The sequence below is a fragment of the Desulfothermus naphthae genome, from assembly GCF_054657475.1.
In genome coordinates this window covers 1855772-1878026 of sequence record NZ_BAAHYQ010000001.1, presented here as the reverse complement: position 1 = coordinate 1878026, position 22255 = coordinate 1855772, and the positions used below count along the sequence as shown (strand labels likewise).

The 22255-nt window shown below is 35.2% G+C and carries 19 protein-coding genes and 1 tRNA gene; 6 read left to right on the top strand and 14 right to left on the bottom strand.

What is annotated here, in order from left to right; genetic code table 11:
• Nucleotides 1-471: 471 nt before the first annotated feature.
• Together ACYQ1E_RS09090 and ACYQ1E_RS09085 are read left to right on the top strand one after the other, a co-directional pair.
• Nucleotides 472-2919, top strand: coding sequence for a GAF domain-containing sensor histidine kinase (locus ACYQ1E_RS09090; RefSeq protein ID WP_459878194.1), 2448 nt, complete (start codon nt 472-474; stop codon nt 2917-2919).
• 43 nt (nt 2920-2962) lie between these two features.
• Entirely contained in the window at nt 2963-4288 is a 1326-nt protein-coding gene (locus ACYQ1E_RS09085; protein WP_459878191.1) for a sigma-54-dependent transcriptional regulator, read from the top strand.
• An 11-nt stretch (nt 4289-4299) separates the two neighbouring features.
• Here ACYQ1E_RS09085 and thrC read toward each other — a convergent pair whose 3' ends face one another.
• From thrC to ACYQ1E_RS09035, 10 genes are all read right to left on the bottom strand, one after another.
• Nucleotides 4300-5742, bottom strand: coding sequence for a threonine synthase (thrC, locus tag ACYQ1E_RS09080; protein WP_459878188.1), 1443 nt, complete (start codon nt 5740-5742; stop codon nt 4300-4302).
• 19 nt (nt 5743-5761) lie between these two features.
• The gene (locus ACYQ1E_RS09075; protein ID WP_459878185.1) at nt 5762-7060 is read right to left on the bottom strand and encodes a phenylacetate--CoA ligase family protein; all 1299 of its coding nucleotides are present in this window, start codon (nt 7058-7060) and stop codon (nt 5762-5764) included.
• Nucleotides 7061-7151: 91 nt separating this feature from the next.
• The gene (dnaB, locus tag ACYQ1E_RS09070) at nt 7152-8564 is read right to left on the bottom strand and encodes a replicative DNA helicase (RefSeq protein ID WP_459878182.1); all 1413 of its coding nucleotides are present in this window, start codon (nt 8562-8564) and stop codon (nt 7152-7154) included.
• A complete protein-coding gene (gene rplI / locus ACYQ1E_RS09065; protein ID WP_459878179.1) occupies nt 8539-9018 on the bottom strand; it encodes a 50S ribosomal protein L9 in 480 nt (159 codons plus the stop codon). Before rplI ends, dnaB begins: the two co-directional genes overlap by 26 nt.
• Nucleotides 9015-9281 carry a 30S ribosomal protein S18 gene (gene rpsR, locus ACYQ1E_RS09060; protein ID WP_459878176.1) on the bottom strand — a complete coding sequence of 89 codons (267 nt, stop codon included), beginning with the start codon at nt 9279-9281 and terminating at the stop codon, nt 9015-9017. The genes rplI and rpsR overlap by 4 nt, the downstream gene beginning before the upstream one ends.
• A gap of 2 nt (nt 9282-9283) precedes the next feature.
• Nucleotides 9284-9601, bottom strand: coding sequence for a 30S ribosomal protein S6 (rpsF, locus tag ACYQ1E_RS09055; protein WP_459878173.1), 318 nt, complete (start codon nt 9599-9601; stop codon nt 9284-9286).
• Between the two features lie 192 nt (nt 9602-9793).
• The gene (locus tag ACYQ1E_RS09050; RefSeq protein ID WP_459878170.1) at nt 9794-11137 is read right to left on the bottom strand and encodes an FAD-dependent oxidoreductase; all 1344 of its coding nucleotides are present in this window, start codon (nt 11135-11137) and stop codon (nt 9794-9796) included.
• Between the two features lie 169 nt (nt 11138-11306).
• Nucleotides 11307-13403: a ribonucleoside triphosphate reductase gene (locus tag ACYQ1E_RS09045; protein ID WP_459878167.1), complete on the bottom strand. Its 2097-nt coding sequence runs from the start codon at nt 13401-13403 to the stop codon at nt 11307-11309.
• A gap of 119 nt (nt 13404-13522) precedes the next feature.
• The gene (locus tag ACYQ1E_RS09040) at nt 13523-14128 is read right to left on the bottom strand and encodes an anaerobic ribonucleoside-triphosphate reductase activating protein (protein WP_459878164.1); all 606 of its coding nucleotides are present in this window, start codon (nt 14126-14128) and stop codon (nt 13523-13525) included.
• Between the two features lie 65 nt (nt 14129-14193).
• Nucleotides 14194-14490: a hypothetical protein gene (locus tag ACYQ1E_RS09035; RefSeq protein ID WP_459878161.1), complete on the bottom strand. Its 297-nt coding sequence runs from the start codon at nt 14488-14490 to the stop codon at nt 14194-14196.
• Nucleotides 14491-14748: 258 nt separating this feature from the next.
• Here ACYQ1E_RS09035 and ACYQ1E_RS09030 point away from each other — a divergent pair, with 258 nt between their 5' ends.
• From ACYQ1E_RS09030 to ACYQ1E_RS09015, 4 genes are all read left to right on the top strand, one after another.
• A complete protein-coding gene (locus ACYQ1E_RS09030) occupies nt 14749-15828 on the top strand; it encodes an ABC transporter permease (RefSeq protein ID WP_459878158.1) in 1080 nt (359 codons plus the stop codon).
• Between the two features lie 6 nt (nt 15829-15834).
• Nucleotides 15835-16797 (top strand): ABC transporter ATP-binding protein, encoded by a 963-nt coding sequence (locus ACYQ1E_RS09025; RefSeq protein ID WP_459878155.1) that lies wholly within the window; start codon nt 15835-15837, stop codon nt 16795-16797.
• Nucleotides 16798-16800: 3 nt separating this feature from the next.
• Nucleotides 16801-17748, top strand: a complete 948-nt coding sequence (locus ACYQ1E_RS09020) for an ABC transporter ATP-binding protein (RefSeq protein WP_459878153.1) — start codon at nt 16801-16803, stop codon at nt 17746-17748.
• A 40-nt stretch (nt 17749-17788) separates the two neighbouring features.
• Nucleotides 17789-17861 (top strand) — tRNA-Ala (locus tag ACYQ1E_RS09015).
• 31 nt (nt 17862-17892) lie between these two features.
• On the opposite strand, the gene ACYQ1E_RS09010 is transcribed toward ACYQ1E_RS09015, so the two are convergent.
• From ACYQ1E_RS09010 to ACYQ1E_RS08995, 4 genes are all read right to left on the bottom strand, one after another.
• Nucleotides 17893-18486, bottom strand: a complete 594-nt coding sequence (locus tag ACYQ1E_RS09010; protein WP_459878151.1) for a hypothetical protein — start codon at nt 18484-18486, stop codon at nt 17893-17895.
• A gap of 55 nt (nt 18487-18541) precedes the next feature.
• Nucleotides 18542-20296 (bottom strand): hypothetical protein, encoded by a 1755-nt coding sequence (locus tag ACYQ1E_RS09005; protein WP_459878148.1) that lies wholly within the window; start codon nt 20294-20296, stop codon nt 18542-18544.
• Nucleotides 20297-20408: 112 nt separating this feature from the next.
• Nucleotides 20409-21314 (bottom strand): tyrosine recombinase XerC, encoded by a 906-nt coding sequence (gene xerC, locus ACYQ1E_RS09000; protein ID WP_459878145.1) that lies wholly within the window; start codon nt 21312-21314, stop codon nt 20409-20411.
• On the bottom strand, nt 21295-22254 hold the full coding sequence (locus tag ACYQ1E_RS08995; protein ID WP_459878143.1) for a GGDEF domain-containing response regulator: 960 nt from the start codon (nt 22252-22254) through the stop codon (nt 21295-21297). Before ACYQ1E_RS08995 ends, xerC begins: the two co-directional genes overlap by 20 nt.
• Between the last annotated feature and the right edge of the window lies 1 nt (nt 22255).

The following is a 22255-nucleotide window of genomic DNA, read 5'->3' as shown; positions in this document are numbered from 1 at the left end:
AACTTATATTATATTTCTATCTAAATGTAAACACTCTCAATATCTCCTCCTCCACTCACAACGGTTTCAACCTTTATTTAAGTTTTTTATCAGCATCTAATATGCCAATAAATATGAGATCAGTTTGAAGCAATCTATGTCTTTGAAATTTCAAAAAAAGTTTATTCTGGTATTTAAACTGAGAATTTGCTAAGACGACTATATGGTTCAAATCCACCATTTTGTGGCCATCAAATGGTGCATTTGGAGCAATAGAAACCACAATTTTAGGAGGCTATAGAAGTTGTGGAAGGGCCTACTAAAAATTTTTTAACCAAAACTAAAAAAAATGAACTAATAGTGTCTCACATCACACAAATAGAATCTCTATTGAGGTATAAAAGTAGTACTAAAAAATTAAAAAGTTTTTTAACTTAAATGTTAATTGAACTGATTTAAAATTAGTCTAAATCTTCAAAGTAAATAGGGAGTATGGAAAGGCAATTATTTAGAAAATTCATTATAGTAGCTTGTATTTTATTACCTTTTATTTGGGCTGGCTTTCTTACCAGTCAAATTTATCTTAGAGGTGATGCAGGTTTTAGTTATGAACTTGGCTGGAAATCTTTTAAAGTAATGGAGGTATATAAAAATTTAAATCCAATACAAAAAGGTGATGAGATAAAATTTATAGACTCTTTTTCAATCAATAAAGTGCTTGGATTTTGTTTTAGTCCTGTAAAGAAATACCTTTTTAAAGGACTCTTAATCGTAGAACGAGGGAAAAAAGAGCTCTCAATTCAATTGTCCTACGCTAATTTTTCTTGGTTATCTTACTTGGCGGTATGCTGGCCCTATTTTTCCCTTGCTTTGCTTTTAGTAGCCAGCGGAGTTATAGCTTATGTCAATGCCCCTCAAGATCAACCCTCAGGACTCTTCTTAGGATGTTTTATTGCTTTTGCTATCAACATTATGAATGAAGTTGGTTTCAATTTTGGAATCCATTCACCCTATTTAATTTCACTACCATTTTTCACTGCAACACTTAGCAATTGGGTAGGATTCAGTCTTTGGACGCACTTTATTGGTCTATTTCCTACAAAAGAGCAACTATTTAAAGATAACTCTCCCATGTTATTTCTAATCTACCTTGGGCCACCTGTTATGAGCATTCTTGCTGCATTTTGTCTGTCCCACCAGGGGGAATTTTTTATCTATCTTCAAAGGACTCGTTTTTGGCATATCCCACCAATACTAGGTTTTACTGTGTACAGGAACTGGACAACATTCAAGAGGTCAAAAGAGGCCTATATAAAAAATCAGCTCAAATGGATCTTCTTAGGCGGTATTTTAGGAATAACACCCTATTTTTTATTTTATCTTTTACCTCATCTAGTTATGGGCTATCCCATAATTAATTTTAAAATCGCTATGTTTTTTGGCGGTTTTATACCCATTTCATTTCTACTAGCTATTCTTCGTTATCGTCTTATGGATATAGATGAAATTATGAGCACCACATTAACTTATATAATTTTATTGAGTGGGCTATATATTGCTTATATGGGTACACTTGTGACCATAAAAAACACTTTATGGAATAGTCGGATTTTAACAAAAGACTCTTTTGTAATTTATCTGCTTATTATAGCCCTGTTTTTTGATCCTGCCAAAAATAAAATCAAGTTATTTATAGATAAAGCATTTTTTAAAGACAAGGTTGATTACCAGAAGCTACTTCACCATTACACTGTAAAAGTAACTACAAGTCTGAATCGTTCTGAACTTGTAGATCTTTTAATAAAACAAATTCCTCAGGATTTCCACATTTCAAATGCCTGTGTAATGATAATTGAAGGACGAAGAAGTTATTTATATCCCCAACATCTTAGGTTTGGGAATGCTCCATGGTCCTATAGTGCTTTAGTAGAAGCACTTAATAATGAAAAAACAAATTACATTATTTGTGAATTAACAAAGGTTAGTGATTTTAGACTGGCCAAGGAGATGGAGGAGATTATTCAAGCAGGATATCGGCTCGTGCTCCCTCTTAAAGGAGGCAAGTCTTTTATTGGAATGTTTTTTCTTGGTCCTAAACAAGGAGGGTCTCTCTACACATCAGCTGATATTCAGGCTCTAACAACGCTCACGTCACATATATCCTTTGTTATGGAAAATGTACTTATTTATGACTCCTTACAAAACAGCAAGCAGCAACTTCAAGAGATATATCCCCAATTATTGCAATTGGAACAAATGGCTCGCATTGGAGAAATGGCTTCTATGGTTGCTCATGAAATCAGAAACCCTCTAGGAATAATTCGAAGTTCAGCCCAATATTTGCTGGAAGATTTATATAATAGTGAATCTTCAAAAGAATTGCTTGATTTTATCGTTGATGAAATTGATCGTCTCAACCAAGTGGTAAATAACTTACTTGATATTGCCCGTGTTAAACTACCTTCTTTTTCCGAGGTCTATATAGATGAATTAATAACCCAAATGCTTGAGCAATGGGAAAAGAGCCATAACCACAATCCAACAGTTGTAATTACCCAGACAGGCTCTCCTGGAAGGCGGCCTATATATGCAGATGAAAAACAGCTGCGACAGGTTTTTCTGAATCTTATACAAAACAGCGAAGAAGCCATGCCTGATGGGGGAAAACTGAACATCAATTTTTCTGAAGATCAAATAAATGAAGGTGTTATTGTATCTGTATGTGATACAGGTCAAGGCATTTCAGAGGAAGTTGCCAAAGATGTTTTTAAAAAATTTTATACTACAAAAGAAAATGGATTGGGTCTTGGACTTGCCATTTGTCAACAAATAATTGAGGCACACAAAGGCAAGATAAGCATTAAAAGTGTCCTAGGAAAAGGCACTACTGTAACGGTCTGGCTACCGAGAAGGCCCCACTATGGATTAGGAGATATTTGATAACCTATTTAAAATTAAAAAGTAATGTTGAAGGAATTGAAATATGGGCAAAAAGATTTTGGTCATAGATGATGAGAAAAAAATGAGAAGGATCTTACAGCTTCTGTTGGAAAAGATTGGTTATAAAGTTGCAACTGCAAAAGATGGACGGGAAGGTATTGAGACATGGCTTAAATGGCAGCCTGATGTTGTGTTAACTGACCTTAAAATGCCAGAAATGGACGGTATGGAAATTCTTAAATTCAAAAATAAAGCAGGGCTCAAGGCTCCCCTTATCATCCTCACTGCCTATGGAACCATTCCTTCAGCAGTGGAAGCCATTAAACAAGGTGCCTTTGATTACCTGACCAAGCCATTTGACAATAAAAAGGTTCGTGAAGTAATCAGCCGTGCCCTGGAAAATAGTCCTGGTAAAGATAAAATCTCACAAAAAGACCTTAAAATTGTGGGCACTTCAGCAGCTATTCGCCAAATTATAGAAGATATGACCCTTGTGGCAAATACTGATACCTCGGTGTTAATAACTGGTGAGAGTGGCACAGGGAAAGGACTTGTTGCCAGGGGAATACATAAATTGGGAAATAGGAGAAGACAGCCCTTTGTAAAAGTCAATTGTGCAGCCATACCAGCAAATCTCTTAGAAAGCGAATTGTTTGGCCACAAAAAAGGAGCCTTTACTGGTGCAGTAGATGATAGAAAAGGTAGATTCGTAGAGGCAGACAGAGGTGTTCTTTTTCTAGACGAGATAGGCGATTTACCCCTTTCTATGCAGCCAAAGTTGTTAAATGCTGTTGAAGAAAAAATTGTTACACCAGTGGGGAGTACTAAGCCAATAAAATGCGATGTAAAGATTATCTGCGCTACCAATCAAGACCTGCTGCAAATGATTGAACAAGGACGGTTTCGACAAGACCTCCATTACCGCCTAAACACCTTTCATATCCATATTCCTCCGCTTCGTGAAAGAGCTGAAGATATACCTTTACTTGTGGAGTATTTTTTGGAGCAATTTTGCAAGAGCTTTGGCCAACCTACTTTATCAATTGAACCAAAAGCAATGGATCTTTTTCTCGCCTATCACTGGCCTGGCAATGTAAGAGAGTTGAAAAACACCATAGAAAGAGTGGTTTTGAAGTGCAAAGGACCAACAATCAGAGCTGAAGAAATTTCTTTAGATACAAAAGGGCCAGAAGACTTAAGCACTACTACCTCAATTTCAGAGCTGGATATGGTAGAGCATGAAAAAAGGTTAATTATACAGGCCCTTAATAAAACAGGTGGAAACCAGGTTAGAGCTGCCAAACTACTCGGTATTACACGAAATACTTTGCGGTATAGAATGAAAAAATACGGTATTAAGAGGGTGTAGAAATAGTTTTTTTAATTATTCTTTTCTTCCAGACCTAACTTCTTAACTATATTTTCAACTGCTCTTTGATAAAATGTTTCTTTAGGTAAAGAGTCTTTTTCTGATGCATCTAAAACTAATTTGGGAAAATTTTTGAGTTCATCCTTTGCAACTATTTTATAATCTTCTGGAAAGGAATCATTAAAGTACATCTGCTGAAATTTGAGAAATTTCAATGAATGGGCAGTTGCATTCAGCACACACATCTCATCTTTTTCAATAAAATTTAACTCCCTGGCCTTTAACATTCCAGCAAAACACTCTCCACCCTGAGTACATGCAATATGTCCATGTTTATTTACAATTAACATGCCTTCTATAATCTGTTGTTCTTCCACCTGCACCACATAAAATGTCCCACCAAGAGATTCATATTTATCAACAAGTTTTTTTACCCTGGGAAAAGAAACAGGATTACCGATCATTGCAGCCTGGGCAACCGAGGGTTTAACAGATACTGGTTCATATCTCCTATCTTCTCTCTTCATTGAATAAAACCGATACACTGGGTCAGCATGAGAAGATTGAATGCCTATTATTTTGGGAAGAGAATGAATTATACCAAGATCATATAATTTTACAAAGCCAGAGATAATTGCAGCGATATTTCCAGCATTGCCTATAGGCACAAAGATTACTTTTCCTGATACATCCCAGTCAAACCACTGGGCTATTTCAAAGGAATAGGATTCTTGTCCTAAAATTCGCCAGCTATTTTTTGAGTTTAATAGCGCAACATTATAATTATCTGCCAGGTGCTCAACAACTTTCATACAATCATCAAACACACCAGGAAGCTCTAATACTGTAGCACCACTCCCAAGAGGTTGGGCAAGCTGTTCAGGGGTAACTTTACCATGAGGAAGGAGGACTACACTCTTAATTGGATCTCCCACATATGCACCATACATAGCTGCAGAAGCAGATGTATCCCCAGTTGATGCGCAAATAGCTAAAATATTTTTATATCCCCTTTCTCTAATTAAATATTTCAAAAAACTAAAGGCACAGGCCATCCCCCTGTCCTTAAATGAAGCACTGGGATTTTGCCCTTCATTTTTATAAGCAAAGTTAATTCCAACATATTTTTTTAAATGGTTAGAAGCAGATACAATTGGAGTATTGGCCTCACCAAGATAGACAATATCTTCTTTATCCAAAATCGGAGCAATTAATTCATAAAATCTAAAGATTCCTCTTAATTGAAAAATCTTGGTCCTTGCCCTCTCATCAAAGATCTCTCTCCACCTCTTACCTGAAATCTTTTTTAGCTCATCAAACTTCTTATCCTTTAGAAGAAAAACCCCCTTACATTTAGGGCAGGTATATAAAAGTTCTTTACTGTCAAATTTTGAACCGCAAACCTGACACACATACTCAAGCTCCCCTCTGTATGCTGGGAAAATTTCTGTCATAATATTGATGCTCCTTTCCTTATTTTTCATTTCTCTTATCTATCACCCTAACGGCCTTGCCTTGGCTCCTTGGCAGGCTCTTGTGTTCAACTAGCTCCACCTTTGGAGTAATCAATATTTCTTCTTTAAGCCGTCTTGCAATCTTGTCCTGGAGTTTTTTAAGCTCTCTCATGTCTTCAATAAAATACTCATCCTTTATTTCCACTAAAACCCTCATCTGGTCAATATATCCTTCTTTTTCTAATATAATGAGATAATTTTGTCCTACCTCAGGCATGGACATAAGCACTCTTTCAACTTGCATTGGATAAATATTTACTCCCTTTAATATTATCATATCATCTGAACGACCTGCAATCCTGGCAATCCTTTTATGGACCCTACCACATGGACACTCACCTGGTACAATTGCAGTGAGATCCTTTGTCCTGTATCTTATAAGGGGCATTCCTTCTCTGGTTAAGGTTGTAAGAACTAGCTCACCTACCTGGCCTTCTTCAACAGGCTCTAAGGTGTTTGGATCTACTATTTCAAGAATATAAGCATCTTCCCAGAGGTGCATGCCCTTTTGTTCTGGACATTCAAAAGCAACTCCAGGGCCATTCATCTCTGATAGCCCATAAGAATTATATGCCTTGACGCCATATATTTCTTCAATTCTTCTCCGAACTTCTTCTGTGTGGGGTTCTGCGCCTATCAATGCAGTCTTTAAATAAAGTGATTTTGGATCAATTCCCATTTCATCAAAAACAGTGGCCAGATGCAAAGCATAAGATGGTATAATATGAATTGCTGTAACTCTAAAATCCTTTAAGAGTTTTATTTGCCGTTTGGAATTTCCCGCGCCTGCAGGAATGGTCAAGCAACCCAATCTCTCAGCTCCGTAATGGATTCCCAATCCACCAGTAAAGAGTCCGTATCCACTGAGATTTTGAAAGATATCCCAAGATCTAATACCAACCATATACATGCATCTAGCCATGAAATCCGCCCATGTATCAAGATCCTTCTTTGTATAAAGCACAGCTGTTGGGGTTCCAGTTGTACCAGATGATACATGGAGCCGTACCATCTTGGCCACTGGCTCGGTTAAAAGCCCAACCGGATAATTATTTCTTAGATCCTCCTTTGTGGTGAAGGGAAGGTGCTTTATATCGTCTATTGACCTTATGTCTTCAGGCTCTATATCACTTAAACGTTCCCAGTAAAAAATTCCTTTCTTAGCCTGTCTAATGGTTTGTCTAAGTCTCTTTAATTGAAGTTGTGTTAATTCATCTCTTGAAAGCGTCTCTTCTCTATGTAAATACTCATATTGCATAACTTAATTCCTCGCTCAATCACAATATTATTTCAATCTTATCCATTTTAAGATTTTATCTTTTTAATTTACTTCTTTACTATTAACTATTTTATTGTTGTTCCTCTCTTTTTTCAAGGTCCTCAAAGGCAGTACACTTGGCCAAAAATGCCACCTCCAAACTACCTATAGGGCCATTTCTCTGTTTTCCAATAATGATTTCAGCTATACCTTTTTTGGGATTGTCCTCCTTTTTATTATAGACCTCATCTCTATATAAAAATATTATCACATCTGCATCCTGCTCTATTGCGCCAGATTCCCTTAGATCAGATAGCATAGGCCTTTTGTCTTTTCTTTCTTCCACCTTTCTATTTAACTGGGCAAGGGCTACTACTGGAACATCAACTTCTTTTGCTAATGCCTTTAAATTTCTGGATATATAAGAGATTTCCTGTTCCCTGGAATCCCTTTTTTGAGGCACGTGCATGAGCTGCAAATAATCAATTATAACAAGACCAAGTCCTTTTTCACTTTTAAGTCTCCTGCACCTTGCCCTGAGTTCTAAGGGTTCAAGTGCTGGAGTATCATCTATAAATATAGGAGCTTTGGATAATTTATCTGCTGCCACATATAGTCTGGCCCAGTCCTGGTCTGTTAAATAACCTGTCCTCAAATGTCTGAGGTCCACCTTTGCCTTGGCACAGAGCATCCTCATCATGAGTTGCTCCATGGACATCTCAAGAGAAAAAATTGCTGTTGGGATATTTTGCTCACATGCAGCCCTCATCCCAATGTTCAGTCCAAAAGCAGTTTTTCCCATACTGGGTCTGCCTGCAATTATAATCAGGTCTGTTCGCTGGAGACCTGCAGTTAATTCATCTAATTTTTTAAAACCTGTGGACACGCCTGTTACAAGTGCTTTTCTATCATACCGTGTAGATAATTGTTCAAATATTTCATCAACAAGCTGTTTACTGGATTTAAATCTTGGTAGAACTCTGCTTTCAGATATTTGAAATATAGACTGTTCCGCCTGATCCAAAAGGGTATCTGTATCTTCATCAAATTCATATGCAAGGTTAATAATTTTTGCACCCCCAGTGATAAGTTCCCTTTTTATAGCCTTTTCTCTTACTATTTCAGCATAGTGTATGGCACTAGCAGATGGAACTATTTGTTCACTTAAACTGGCAAGATATACAACTCCCCCCACTTGCTCAAGTTTGCCAGCTTTTTCTAAGGCATCTTTTACAGTAATTAGATCTATTGGGACATTCTTTGAGTACAGGTCCAAAAAGGTTTGAAAAATAATCTTATGGGCAGGATTATAAAAATCATCTGGTTTTAAGATTTCCAATATAGTATGAAAAACAGAGTTGTCTATTAATATCCCCCCCAAAACCGCTTGTTCAGCCTCTAGGTTATGGGGAGGAACTCTTTTTATAAGTTCTGGCAGGATTTTTTCTGGAGAAGAGACAAAGGGTCTTCTCTCATAATTATTCACCCTGATTTTCCTGTTCATCTCCTTCTTCCTGGTATCTCACCACAGAAACATTTAAAGTGGCCACTACACCAGGATAGAGTTTTACAGGTATCTGATATTCACCTAAGGATCTAATTGGTTTATCCAACTCCACTTTCTTTCTATCTATCTCATATCCCCTCTTTGCAAGCTCATCCACAATATTTGAAGAAGTGACAGAACCATAGAGTTTATCACCTTCACCAACTCTTACCTGGATCTCTATTTTTTCACTCTCTAACCTATCAGCCAGCTCCTTTGCCTTAAATCTCTCAGCATTAAGCCTTTCTTCTAATTTCTTTTTCTCGTGCTCAAATATCTTTAAATTAGACGGGGTAGCTAACATAGCCAGTCTTTTTGGCAATAGATAATTTCTTGCAAATCCAGGTTTAACATCAACAACATCACCCAGCTTACCTAATTTCTCAATATCTGTTCTCAATATAACCCTCATCTCTCCACTCCTTTAATTTTCTTATTCACTTCTACACTGTGGATGGTAGTGTAGTACATAAGGGCCATCTGTCTTGCCTTTTTTATCTCTCTAGTCAGCTTTCTCTGGTGTTTTGCACAAGTACCTGTAATTCTTCTACCAATTATCTTGCCCCTTTCAGTAACAAAATCCTTTAATATATCAGGCCTTTTATAATCCAAAGGTAAATTTTTATCAGCACAGAAGCGACAGAATTTTTTCCGGGGTGTAAATTTAAAAGCCATAATTATTCCTCCTCTATCTCAAATTTATCTTGTAGTTTAACTGTCAGAAATTTAAATACATCCTCATTTAATCTCAGTTTCCTTTCTATTTCCTGAATTGCATTTCCTGGCACCCCGTATTCAATTCGAACATAGTGACCTCTAGTATGCTTTTTTACAGGATATGCCAATTCCTTCACACCCCAATCATCCGTTAACAGGAGCCTTCCTTTAAACTGCTCTTCAACAACTTTGGTGAGGTCTTCAAGCACCTCCTGACGCTCATGGTTTCCCATGTCAGGATTGAATAAAATAAGGGTCTCATACTTTCTAAGCTTCATAACACCTCCTTTTGGTCTCTTGGCCCTCTGAAGTGAGATTCAGAGAACAAGGAATAATTTTTGAAGAAACACACTCTATAAACATAAAAAAAACATGTCAAGGAGAAACCAGCACTTCCAGCGATTCTTGGCAAGAGCCAAATTTAGAACTTGAAAAACTACTTCTTTTAATCTCTCACTTGAAGTTAATTTTTAATCGCCTAACTTCTTCTTGAGCACATTTGCAGCTGTAAGAGTTGGATCCCAAACTGGCGAAAATGGTGGGGCATATGCAAGGTCGCAGCCAAAGTACTCATCCACACTCATATTGGCATGTAGGGCAACTGCAATTGAATTGATCCTGTGTGCAACTCCCTCTTCTCCTACCATTTGTGTCCCTAAAAGTTGCCCTGTTTTTTTATCCGCAACCATGTGCACAGAAATCGTCTTTGATCCAGGATGGGCGTGTGCCCTAGACCTGGAATTAATGGTAACTGAAACTGGATCAAAACCAGCATCCTGGGCCTGTTTTTCATTAAGCCCTGTTGAAGCAACCTGTAATTCAAACACCTTAAACACTGAAGTTGCAACTATACCCTTAAATTCTTTCTCTTTTCCTACTATATTGTCTGCAACCATCCAACCACCCCTATTTGCCAAAAGCGCCAATGGGTGATAGATCTTTTTCCCAGTAATCACATTATATGTATCTGCACAGTCGCCTGCTGCATATATATCTTTATTAGATGTCCTAAAATATCTATCGACTGAAATTGCATTGTTAACACCAAGCTCAAGGCCTGCATCCTGTGCAAGCTCACTATTTGGAGCAACGCCAACTGCAATTAACACCATATCTCCATCTAAAGAAAAATCATCGCTTAAAACTAACAGTTTTTCACCCTTTCTTTCAATCCCATTGACACTTGAACCTGCATATAACTTAACTCCATGTGAGAGCACCACCTCTTTTATTCTTTCTGCCAGTTCCTGGTCTATTTTAGGCAAAAACCTGGGATTTGGCTTTATCATTGAGACTTCTATATCAAGAGCTCGTAATGCTTCGCACATCTCCAGAGCAATATAACCCATACCTATAATAACTGCCTGTTTTACTGATTTTTCTTTAATATATTTTTTTATTTGCCTCCCATGCTCAAGACTTTTTAATGAAAATACACCATCTAACTCAGTTCCTGGGATATTTAAGCTCTTTGGTCTTGCCCCTGTTGCTATAAGTAGTTTATCAAAGGGCTGTTCAAATTCACCTTGTATAGAAGTTCCATAGATTTTTTTCGCCTTTGGATCTATTTTTTTTACCTCATGGCCAACTTTCAAATCTATACCCTGCTTCTGTCTGAAGACCTCTGCTCTCCTTACAATGAGCTCGTCCATGTCCCTAGCAGGATCAGCAATATTATAGGGCATACCACATGCACTATATGAGACATCATATGTCTTTTCAAAAACTATTACATTTAGCTCTTTATTTTTTCTTTTTGCGCGAGATGCAGCACTCATCCCTGCTGCATCTCCACCAATTATGACAAAATTCATAAGTTATACCTCTCTTTTATAATAGGGTTAATGAGTGTATGGGTTAATGGGTTAATGAGTTATAGAGTTTGAGGGTTGAGGGGTTGAGGATTAGAGGGTTACAAACCCAACAAACTCAACAAACTCAATAACCCAATAAACCTACCAAATCTAACTTGTATAATATATTCTAAATCTTAAAAGTAACCCTATCTATATATTCTGATTGTTTTCCTTTATTCCACATAGAAACAGGGCGATAATATCCAACCACCCTTGTATACACTTCTGCGTCTTGTCCACATTTTGGACATTTAAAATGTTCTCCTTTAAGATAACCATGGGTCTTACAAACTGAAAAAGTAGGAGTTATTGAGATATAGGGTAGCCTTGTATTCTTCATTGCCTTTATTATAAAACTCTTTAAACTCTCTAAGTCTGAAACTGCTTCTCCTAAATATACGTGGAATACAGTACCGCCAGTATACAGAGGCTGGAGTTTATTTTGATGTTCCAGTGCCTCAAACACATCCTGGGTATAATCTACTGGAAGACAAGTGGAATTTGTATAATAGGGTTCTTCAGACCCAGATGTTATTATATCTTTATAGAGTTTTTTATCTATCCTTGCCAATCTATAACTGGTCCCTTCTGCAGGAGTTGCCTCTAAGTTGTACAAATTCCCTGTTTCTTCTTGAAACTGCACTGTAAGTTCCCTTAAATGTTCTAAGGTCCTCTTCATAAGTCTGATGCCAGCTGGAGTCTCTATGCCTTTGCCAAGAAGATTTAAACAGGCCTCATGTCCTCCCACAATTCCAATAGTGGAAAAGTGTCCTTTTAGCCCATTTTTTAAATACCTTTTAGAAAATGGAAACATCCCTTTCTCTAAATTGTCAGATACCCATTTTCTTTTAAATTCCAAGGATTCCTTTGCAAGTGTTGCATACTCTGTAATAAGGTCTAAAAAATCTTCTTCGCCTTGGGCAAGATACCCCAATTTGGGAAGATTTATAGTAACTACGCCAATTGATCCAGTTAAATCACCTGCACCAAACAATCCTCCTGTGCGTTTTCTAAGTTCTCTTAAGTCCATCTGAAGTCTGCAACACATAGAACGCACATCTTCTGGTTTGAGGTCAGAATTAATAAAGTTCTGGAAATAGGGAACACCATACTTTGCTGTAAGTTTTAAAAGTAGTTCTCCAACTTCACTGTCCCATGGAAAGTCCTCTGTTACATTATAAGTAGGGATAGGAAAACTAAATATCCTGCCATGATAATCTCCCTCTAACATAATCTCTAAAAATGCCTTATTTATCATTTCCATTTCTTTTGCATATTCCCCATAACAGCTATCATGCATCTTACCGCCTAATACAACGCCCTCATTGGCAATGTGTCTTGGAGGGATCAAGTCAAATGTGAGATTAGTAAAAGGAGACTGTCCACCCCACCTAGATGTAGTATTCAGATTAAAGATAAACTTTTGAATAGACTGTTTTACCTGTCTATAATTTAATTTGTCTTTGGCTATAAAAGGGGCGAGATAGGTATCAACATTATTAAATGCCTGGGCACCTGCCCATTCATTTTGAAGGGTCCCAAGAAAATTTACCATCTGACCTAAGGCAGAATCAAAATGTTTGGCTGGTCCAGATGAACAGCGTCCCTCTAAATTAAAACCCTCTAAGAGTAAGTCCCTTAAACTCCAGCCAGCACAATAACCTGCAAGTCCAAAGGAGAGGTCATGGATGTGTATATATCCATGCTCATGGGCCAGCCTTATTTCTTCTGGATATTTTTCCAGGGCATATCTGGCCTGAACAGAGCCTGAAAGATAGAGCATAAGTCCCTGAAAAGAATGGGCCATGTTTGCATTTTCTGATACCCGCCAATCTTCCTTTGAAAGATAGTCATCAATTGTACGACCTATATTTAAAAAAGTCTCTGTCTGGGACCTTAGTTGTCTCCTCTGTTCACGATATAATATATATTTTTTTGCCACATGATAGAGCCTGTTTTCCATGAGCACCAGCTCAACCATGTCCTGTACCTGCTCCTGTTCAGGTATCTCTATACCTAAAAGCTTTTTCTCCACCTTAATGGCCAGTCTTTTGGCCAAGAGAGGGTCCTTTATTCCACTTGCATTTAGTGCCTTTAAAATGGCGTTTGCAATCCTATCAACAGACCATGTCTCAAGCCTTCCATCTCTCTTTCTAATCTGTCTTGGCTTATCTAAAGACTTTACTTTAGACTCGATTTTTGACTCTATCCCCTCAATGTACATTGTTAATCTCCTTTTATAAGATATTGATTTAATTAGAAAAATAATTATCCTTTTAACAACTGATCAAACAACATTATTAGAATAGAAAATTTAAAATTGCAAGGCCATCTCAATAAAAACTATGTAACATCAAGATATTCTTGAAGCTTTAGCTCAAAACCCTGAGGAAGATATTTTTTTACAAGGAGGATATCTTGTTCATTTAATAGGGGAACTTTTGTCAATCTAAAAAGGAATTTGGAAGGATATTTTGTTGCCAATGAAAATATTTCCTCAAAATTTTTTTTCACCTCTTGTTCTGAGATTTTTCCACCTGTTAGTTCTTTATATTTTTTAAAAGGACCTTTAACATCAACAGCAAAAAGGTCAACTAAGTTTAATTTTAAAAATTCATAAATAAGTTTTGGATTAGAGCCATTGGTGTCCAATTTTACTGGAAAACCAAGAGATTTTAATTCTTTAATAAGCTCATCTAAGCCCTTTGCAATTGTAGGTTCACCACCAGATATCACAACTCCGTCCAGCCAGTTTTTCTTTTTTTTAAGATACTCAAAGATATCTATTTCAATTGTGGGTGATTTCTCTGGATAAAAGGCAATTTGTTTGTTGTGGCAGGTAGGACACCTAAAATTACAACCCCCAATAAAAATAACACAGGAGACTTTTCCTGGCCAATCACACAGACTGATTGGCTGAAACCCTTTAATTTTTTTTAAAATTTCCATCCCAATACCACCTAACTATTAGTTTCTAATAAAATTTTTACTCTTTATACTACTTTTATAACCTCTCAAATAAGTAAAACGCCAAAAATCCAAAATAAGCCAATCACAGCATAGATACAAATCACGAACCAAGTTATAAATTTTCTTAATTTGTCAACTTCATTATTTATTTTTTCTAAGCGCTTATCTATTTGTTTTAAGCTATTATTTAAGTCTTTAAACCTTTTATCTAGTGACTCAATATGCTTATTCTGCTCTTTGAACCCCTTCTCTAATTGTTTAAGATGCTTATATAAATTTTCATATCCTTTGTTTATATCCTGTATTATAAATTGAATATCATTAGAGACACTTTTTTCCATAGAAATCCGAACCCCCTTCGCTCCTATTCCCAACGCCATTGAAATAGGCAAAAAAAACATAAAAATAGATAAGAAAAATATCCTCATTTTGTCCCCCCATTTTAGATCTTTTTGGTTTTTAAATGGATTTTAATAAGGACATGAAAACAAATACAAATTTTTTTCTACCTCTGTCAAATTCTCAAACAACCTATCTAAATCTTATTGACAACTCCTTTTAAGAAACATAACTTCACCAAAAAATTTGTAAAGCAAAAAATGAAAATAACCGCTAAATCATCTTTTACTGAACTCTGGCACACCTTTAAAAAAAACAAGCTGGCTGTATTTGGATTAGTAATCTTTATTTTATTTTTTCTTATAGCCATATTTGGACTTTATGCAACATCCACAACTCATCCTATATTTGATCCAGCAAAGGTGAGATTAGAGGCTAAATTACTCCCACCTCTAACCCGAGCAGACCCTTCTTTTTTAAGCAAAGATGAAATACCTCCATTGGGTATTTTTATTTTTGGCACTGACCATCTTGGTAGGGATGTATTTTCCAGGATGCTACAAGGCGCCTGGGTGTCCTTAACCGTTGGATTTGTGGCAGTATCCATTTCAGTGTTTATTGGAATAATAATAGGAGGAATAGCAGGATACTATGGCAATAAAAGAATATCACTGGATTACCTTTTTTTACTTATTTTATTTTTTGTAGGTATAGTTGTAAAAAATTACCACACTATAGTTGGATTCTTATTAATAGCATTATGCTGTATTTTGATATGGTTGAAATTAATTTTTAAAATCTTTTTTACTAAATTAACTATTTTAATAGATTCAATTATAATGGGTATTATTGATATAATGCTTTGTTTTCCATCCTTTTTTTTGATTTTAACAGTAGTTGCATTGCTTCCACCAAGCATCTATAATATAATGATAGTTATTGGTCTAACAAGCTGGATGGGGACTGCTAGATTTATAAGAGCGGAATTTTTATCTTTAAGGGAAAGAGAGTTTGTTCTAGCTGCAAAGGCCCTCAATATTAGTGATTTTAAAATAATTTTTAAACACATGCTTCCAAATGGTATAACACCTGTTTTGGTATCTGCCACAATAGGAATTGCAAGTGCAATATTGACAGAAGCTGGCCTTAGTTTTCTTGGATTTGGAGTCCCTCCACCTCATGCCACATGGGGTAATATTTTATCTGAAGGAAAATACTATCTCTTTGATGCACCATGGCTTACCATTATTCCTGGAATTGCAATTTTAATAGTAGTACTTGCATTTAACCTTTTTGGAGAAGGCCTAAGAGACGCATTAAATCCAAAGGCACGGGATTAAATTTAAATGCAAAATATACTAACTGTCCAAGACCTGGAGATAGATATTTTAAAGGACTCTAAAAAAATAAAAATAATAGATAAAATCAGCTTTGCTTTAAAAGAAAAAGAGACCTTGTGTATTGTGGGGGAAAGTGGATGTGGTAAAACCTTTACTGCACTCTCTATTATGGGCCTTCTACCTAAAAACAGTAGAGTTAATGGAAAGATATATTTTGATAAAAAAGATTTGCTTTCCCTAAATGAAGATAGTTTAAGAAAAATTAGGGGAAAAGAGATCTCAATGGTATTTCAGGACCCTTTAACCTCTTTAAATCCAGTATTTACAATTTATGACCAATTATCTGAAATTATTTTAACTCACACAAAAATTGATAAAAACAGTGTTAAAGGCATGTGCATTGATATCTTAAAACAGGTAAAAATACCTGATGCTGAAAACAAAATAAATTGTTATCCCCATGAGTTAAGTGGTGGTCAGAGGCAGAGGGTCTTGATTGCCATGGCAATTGTTCTATCCCCAAAGATAGTTATATTAGATGAGCCAACAACCGCATTGGATGTAACAATTCAGGCAGAAATTTTAGACTTGCTAAAACAATTAAAAGAACAAAAAGACCTTTCAGCCATATACATAACCCACGACCTATCAGTTGTATCAGAAGTAGGAGATAGGGTAATAGTGATGTATTCTGGGTCAATTGTTGAACAAGGACCAAAAGATGAAGTCCTTAAAAATCCATTGCATCCCTACACAAAGGGTCTTATTGAATCTATTCCTGATTATGAAAAACCTGGAAAAGTTCTAAAACCCATACCAGGATATGTGCCGTCTCCTGAAAATAGACCAAAAGGATGTGTGTTTCATCCAAGGTGTGTTTATAAAAAAAAGATTTGCATGGAAAAGACTCCTTTACTTACAGCAGTATCAGAAAAACACATGGTAAGGTGCCATTTAACAGGCATATAATTTATGGAAATACTTAGCTTAAAAAACATAAAAAAATACTTTCCCATTCAAAAAGGACTGTTTAAAAAGACTGTAGGATATATAAAAGCTGTTGATGGAATAGATCTTACAGTAAAAAACAATCAGGTAGTGGGAATAGTAGGTGAAAGTGGATGTGGTAAATCTACATTGGCAAGGATCATCCTGAGATTTTACATGCCTGATACAGGCCAAATAATATTTAAAGGACAGGATATAACATATCTAAAGGAAAGGGAATTAAAAGAATTTAGAAAAAAAGTACAAATTGTGTTTCAAGACCCCTACAGTTCTTTAAATCCAAAATTGACCATTAAAACTACATTAATGGATGGGGTAGGACAAATATATAAATCAAGGGAACAAAGATTAAATAAGATTTTTGAGCTACTTGAGATGGTAGGGTTAGATAAGAACAGTGCATACAAATACCCCCATGAATTCAGTGGTGGGCAGAGACAGAGGATATGCATTGCTCGGGCAATTAGCATGAACCCTGAACTAATTGTGTGTGATGAGCCAGTCTCTGCCCTAGATGTATCCATTCAGGCACAGATTATAAATCTTCTAATGGAACTCAAACAAGAGATGGGGCTTTCCCTCATCTTCATATCCCATGACCTAAATTTGGTTGGTTATTTTTGTGACTATACCTATGTAATGTATCTGGGAAAAATAGTAGAATGCGGTCCAACAGACAAAGTTTTTCAAAATCCCATCCATCCCTATACCAAACTGTTGTTAGATTCAGTTCCAGGCAAAAAAAAGAGATTTTCTGTAAAAAGAATAAATAATCCAGATAAAAGTGAATATGGATGTATATTCTCAAATAGATGTCCCTATGTGACACCAAGGTGCAAAAAATCCCCTTTATTAAAGGAAGTTAATTCAGGACATAAGGTAATGTGCCATTTATTAGCACAAATCCCTTGACCTGAAGGTATGATTAGATGTAAAATTTTTTATATGTTTTGGGGACGTAGCTCAGTTGGGAGAGCGCAGCCTTCGCACGGCTGAGGTCGGGGGTTCGACTCCCCTCGTCTCCATTTAATTTTTCCTGTTTATCTTTACTAACCTTTACCGTTTATCTGAATTTTCCTTATCTTCTTCTAAAAGGATTTCTATTTCTTTATCTATATCAAAACTCTCTTCCTTGGAAGGTTGTTTGTCTTCTGGCTTAATATTATCTTCATCTTTTTCTATAACAAGATCATCAAACTCTATATCCATTGATTCTTCGTTATCATGAGATTCTATCTTGTTTTCTTCTTCCTGGATGTCTATAATATCCACTACTTCTTCCGCTGATTCAATTTCTTTAGTTTCTTTTTCTATATCCTGTTTTAAATTCTCTGATTCTTCAATAAATAAAGATGGGTCTAACTCTAATTCTTTTTCTTCTTCAACTTTAGAAGATTCTTCAATATCAAATTCTTGTACTTGTTCTTCAAATTCAATTTCTATATTGGACTCAGTATCTAAATTATCTTCTTTTTTCTCTTGAGAGACTACATTATTAGTTTCCATTACAGATATACTATCTTCTATTACATCTGGCTCTGACATCCATTCAAGGCCTAAATCCTGTCTTATATGATCCCAGTCATAATTACATTTAGGACATCTTTTATAAAAGTCAAAAGTTGTATACTTACATTTTGGACAGAACATAATATACTCCTCTATAAATAAAATGAATTTACTTTACTATATGGTTAATTGCCTTTTATGACGAATATTCAAATACATGAATTTTTATATTAGTTTTCTTTTTTTGTTGATGTATCTTTTTTAAATCATCTACAATTGATACTAATTGCCCATAGACTTTTTTAATTTTTTTCCCATAGTCAGTTAATTGTTCCTCTTTCTTATTGATATAGTTTTTTAATAAGTATTTGTCATTTAGTACACTTTCACACAAATTAATTATGTGTTCTAATAAATTCTCAAAATACATAACACTCTCGAATTTAAAGTCCTGGGCTATTTCTTTAATCTTCATTAGAGCCTCTAAGTAACTTATCTTCTTTCCTTTAAATATTCTCCTAGCCAATTCCTCCATCAGTTTTACTTTTCTAGCCTGTTGTATATAAGAGTATTCTTTCCAAACCTCTTGAAATACGTCTATATACTCTTGAAATATTTCATAATTTTCTGAATTTAAGAGATAATTGTCTAAGACTTTTGTAATATTATGATAAAATTCATCAGAATAGCCTATTATTCTTCTTTTATGTTTATTTAACCAAGCATAGAGGAACTTTAGTCGCTTTTCGTGAGTTTCTGTGTTCTCAACTATTTCATTTCGTTTATATTTAATTTTACCTGTATATTCACCTTTAACAATATCGTTTAAAACATATGTCATGAGATTTATATCTTTTATGATATTAAATTCACTATTTGTCTCTCCAGTTATTGGATGTATTAGTTCCTGTCTAATAACAGAAAGTGCCCTATCAGTTCTTACATTGTTGGGATCATATTTATGTTGTTTATAATGGACCTTGAGAATTACGCAGGGTGGATCTTCAGATACAAGTAAACCCTGTTTTTTTAATTTTTGAATCTTATCTTCCTGTTTTTTACTAAGGCTAACCAATGCAATTTTTTCCACTTTTGGATATAGTCTGGAATCACTTGATCTATATAATGATGTTATGGTCCTATCAGACTGTCCTAATACCCTTATAATAAAATCTTCACCCATCCTAAATAGCTTTCTGGCAAATAGAGCAGCAGAGGTTCGTCTTTCTGATGCAATTGGAAATCCATATAATTCCATTAAAAATTGATATACAAAAAGCCGGTTAAGTTCATAGAGTCTGTTATCTCCTGGCTGAAACTTGCGAATTTTTAAACCAAATCTCTTTAATTCAGTATCTAAATCAGAGGGAAATGAAGCATATACACCTGCAAAATAAAATTTTCCATGGGTATTTTTTGCAATAACATGTGCCCTGTCCATATTTAAAAGATAGGGAATTAATTTTGGATAAGTAAGTATATTAGTAATGAATTTACTAACAAAATCTTTTTTAAAAGAATCATGAAATGTTCTGGGTAATCTACTCAAAAATAATGAAAGATTATGTTGAACTATTGCAGGTTCATAAGGTGCTGCTGGTCCATTTATCTCTGTTATTGCATCTTCAATACAGTGGAGAAGATCAAACTGAAAAACCTCATTGAAATAATCAATGGGTCTATCAAAGGCCACTAAACTAAAACCAGGTAAAAATGAATATTCTTCTAATGCAGGTTCAAATGAAGGTAGAAGTTCTTGGGGATTTACTAAAGGATAAGACTCCTTATATTCAAAAAAAGGTTTTATTAAACAAAATTTTATATGGACTATATCCAGATATCTTATCAACTCATCTAAAGTTGAAAAATAAGCTGGACGGCTCAGTGTATATATATCCTTCCATTTATAATTATTGACTAATGAAAAAGTCTCTTCCCACTTTAATTCCATCTAAGGTTCACTTGGTCTTAATTGTTAATTAACTTTGCATCACAGTGAAGAGATTCTATCCTACATATCCTTTTTTTGCAATTTCCAAGTGGTGTATTTCCCAGGAAAAATTTTACCTTTTCTTTTTTGCCCTTGGATGGGCATTGTCATATATATGGGCTATCTTGCCCATTGTTATATGGGTATATCTCTGTGTTGTGGATAATCTTGAATGTCCCAATAATTTTTGAACTATCCTTAAATCAGCTCCGGATTCCAGCATGTGAGTGGCAAAAGAATGTCTCAAGGTGTGGGGTGAAATTAAGACTGGAAGTGACACCTTCATGCAAGCCCTTTCTACAATCCGTACTGCTTCTCGTCTATTCAGTCTTTTTCCTCTAACACCTAAAAAAAGTGCCCTGGTCCGATCCTTTGGATTAAAAGCACTTCTTTGCTCTAAATATCTTAACATGAGTTCCCTACACTTTGATGTGATGGGCACTAACCTCTCTTTATCTCCTTTTCCTCTTATTTTTATAAGTCCCTGACTAAAATCTATATCATCTATATCTAGGGAGAGTACCTCACTGATCCTTAATCCTGATCCATATAATAATTCAAGTAAAGCCCTATTCCTGAGACCCTTTGGAGAATAGTCCTGAGTCTTGTCTAAAAGTTTTGTAATCTGATCTATGTTAAGTACCTTTGGATGGTGTTTTCCTATTTTTGGATTGGATATGCCAATTATTGGATTTTTATCTATAATTTTCTTTTTTTCAAGAAATTTAAAAAATCCTCGCAAAGAAGACAACTTTCTTGAAATACTTGTTTTTTTAAAACCCTGCAGATGCAAAGTTTTTAAAAATGAGGTTATATGTTTTTTTGTTATCTTATCTGGTTGTTCCAATGTCAAAGAAAAATTATCTTTTAAATATTTTTCAAAAGATAAGAGATCAGTCTCATATGCCCTGGAGGTGGCAGGAGAAAATCCCCTTTGACCTTTCAAGTAAGAGAGGTAATTATTTAGATATTTGTTCATTTTTACGCCGATCTATAACGTATGTACTTTTTTGAGATTTTTTTGCTAATTTTTTGAGATTTACAGCTAGTTGAGATGCTTCTCCAAAGTGCTTTAATCTTCCATTTATGTTAAAAACAACTCCTATTGAAATAGCCATTAATGGAAACTTTTCTATTTTACCCTGCCTATTCTTTGAAACTATATATCCCCTTTTTTTGTCTGTTGGATCATAAAAATAAGGTATTATTGCATCAAAATTTTCTATTATTCTTTTGCATACATCTTCTGCTTTATTTAAAGGCACAATAAAAACAAAATCATCACCCCCAATGTGTCCAACAAATCCTTCTGCCCCGCACGCTTCCTTCACGGTATTTACAATAATTCTAGCCGTCATCATAAGTACTTCATCACCTCTCGAAAAACCATATTTATCATTGTAGGATTTAAAAAAATCCAGATCTGCATATCCAAGGGCAAAGTCCCTTTTTGCATCAATTAACTTTTGAATCTTCTGTATAATAGTAGTATTACCAGGTAATTTAGTTAAGGGATTTGCATCTAAAAATTTGGATGCCTTACAACAAGTTAATTCTAACCTTATCTTTGCTTCCTTAGGATTTATTGGTCTAACGAAAAACTCATCAATATCTAAATCAAGTATGGACATTTTTTCAATTTCTTGTGGAATTTCTTTATCAAGACATAATATCAGAGGTATTTGCAAATAAACATTCTCACCCTTTATTAATTTTATCATTTCCAGATAAGAAATATCCTTGACCTTAATATCAAGAATTATCATGGCAGGAGGGGTTTGGAGTATCTGCTCTATAGCAGGTTTTCCCTCTTTAAATAAAACTACCTTCCCTTTATCTTTTAAGAGATCATCAAACATTAAAAAAATAGTCTCATCTGGTGATATTAAAAAAACTTCCGGAGGGTTATTTGGTATCATT

Bases quoted from the DNA above. Each gene is read 5' to 3' on its own strand.
- ACYQ1E_RS09075 (WP_459878185.1), bottom strand. From the start codon at position 7,060: ATGCAATATGAGTATTTACATAGAGAAGAGACGCTTTCAAGAGATGAA.
- rpsF (WP_459878173.1), bottom strand. From the start codon at position 9,601: ATGAAGCTTAGAAAGTATGAGACCCTTATTTTATTCAATCCTGACATG.
- ACYQ1E_RS09045 (WP_459878167.1), bottom strand. From the start codon at position 13,403: ATGTACATTGAGGGGATAGAGTCAAAAATCGAGTCTAAAGTAAAGTCT.
- rpsR (WP_459878176.1), bottom strand. From the start codon at position 9,281: ATGGCTTTTAAATTTACACCCCGGAAAAAATTCTGTCGCTTCTGTGCT.
- ACYQ1E_RS09020 (WP_459878153.1), top strand. From the start codon at position 16,801: ATGGAAATACTTAGCTTAAAAAACATAAAAAAATACTTTCCCATTCAA.
- ACYQ1E_RS09050 (WP_459878170.1), bottom strand. From the start codon at position 11,137: ATGAATTTTGTCATAATTGGTGGAGATGCAGCAGGGATGAGTGCTGCA.
- ACYQ1E_RS09005 (WP_459878148.1), bottom strand. From the start codon at position 20,296: ATGGAATTAAAGTGGGAAGAGACTTTTTCATTAGTCAATAATTATAAA.
- ACYQ1E_RS09030 (WP_459878158.1), top strand. From the start codon at position 14,749: ATGAAAATAACCGCTAAATCATCTTTTACTGAACTCTGGCACACCTTT.
- ACYQ1E_RS09010 (WP_459878151.1), bottom strand. From the start codon at position 18,486: ATGTTCTGTCCAAAATGTAAGTATACAACTTTTGACTTTTATAAAAGA.
- ACYQ1E_RS08995 (WP_459878143.1), bottom strand. From the start codon at position 22,254: ATGATACCAAATAACCCTCCGGAAGTTTTTTTAATATCACCAGATGAG.
- ACYQ1E_RS09035 (WP_459878161.1), bottom strand. From the start codon at position 14,490: ATGGAAAAAAGTGTCTCTAATGATATTCAATTTATAATACAGGATATA.
- rplI (WP_459878179.1), bottom strand. From the start codon at position 9,018: ATGAGGGTTATATTGAGAACAGATATTGAGAAATTAGGTAAGCTGGGT.
- thrC (WP_459878188.1), bottom strand. From the start codon at position 5,742: ATGACAGAAATTTTCCCAGCATACAGAGGGGAGCTTGAGTATGTGTGT.
- dnaB (WP_459878182.1), bottom strand. From the start codon at position 8,564: ATGAACAGGAAAATCAGGGTGAATAATTATGAGAGAAGACCCTTTGTC.
- ACYQ1E_RS09085 (WP_459878191.1), top strand. From the start codon at position 2,963: ATGGGCAAAAAGATTTTGGTCATAGATGATGAGAAAAAAATGAGAAGG.
- ACYQ1E_RS09025 (WP_459878155.1), top strand. From the start codon at position 15,835: ATGCAAAATATACTAACTGTCCAAGACCTGGAGATAGATATTTTAAAG.
- xerC (WP_459878145.1), bottom strand. From the start codon at position 21,314: ATGAACAAATATCTAAATAATTACCTCTCTTACTTGAAAGGTCAAAGG.
- ACYQ1E_RS09090 (WP_459878194.1), top strand. From the start codon at position 472: ATGGAAAGGCAATTATTTAGAAAATTCATTATAGTAGCTTGTATTTTA.
- ACYQ1E_RS09040 (WP_459878164.1), bottom strand. From the start codon at position 14,128: ATGGAAATTTTAAAAAAAATTAAAGGGTTTCAGCCAATCAGTCTGTGT.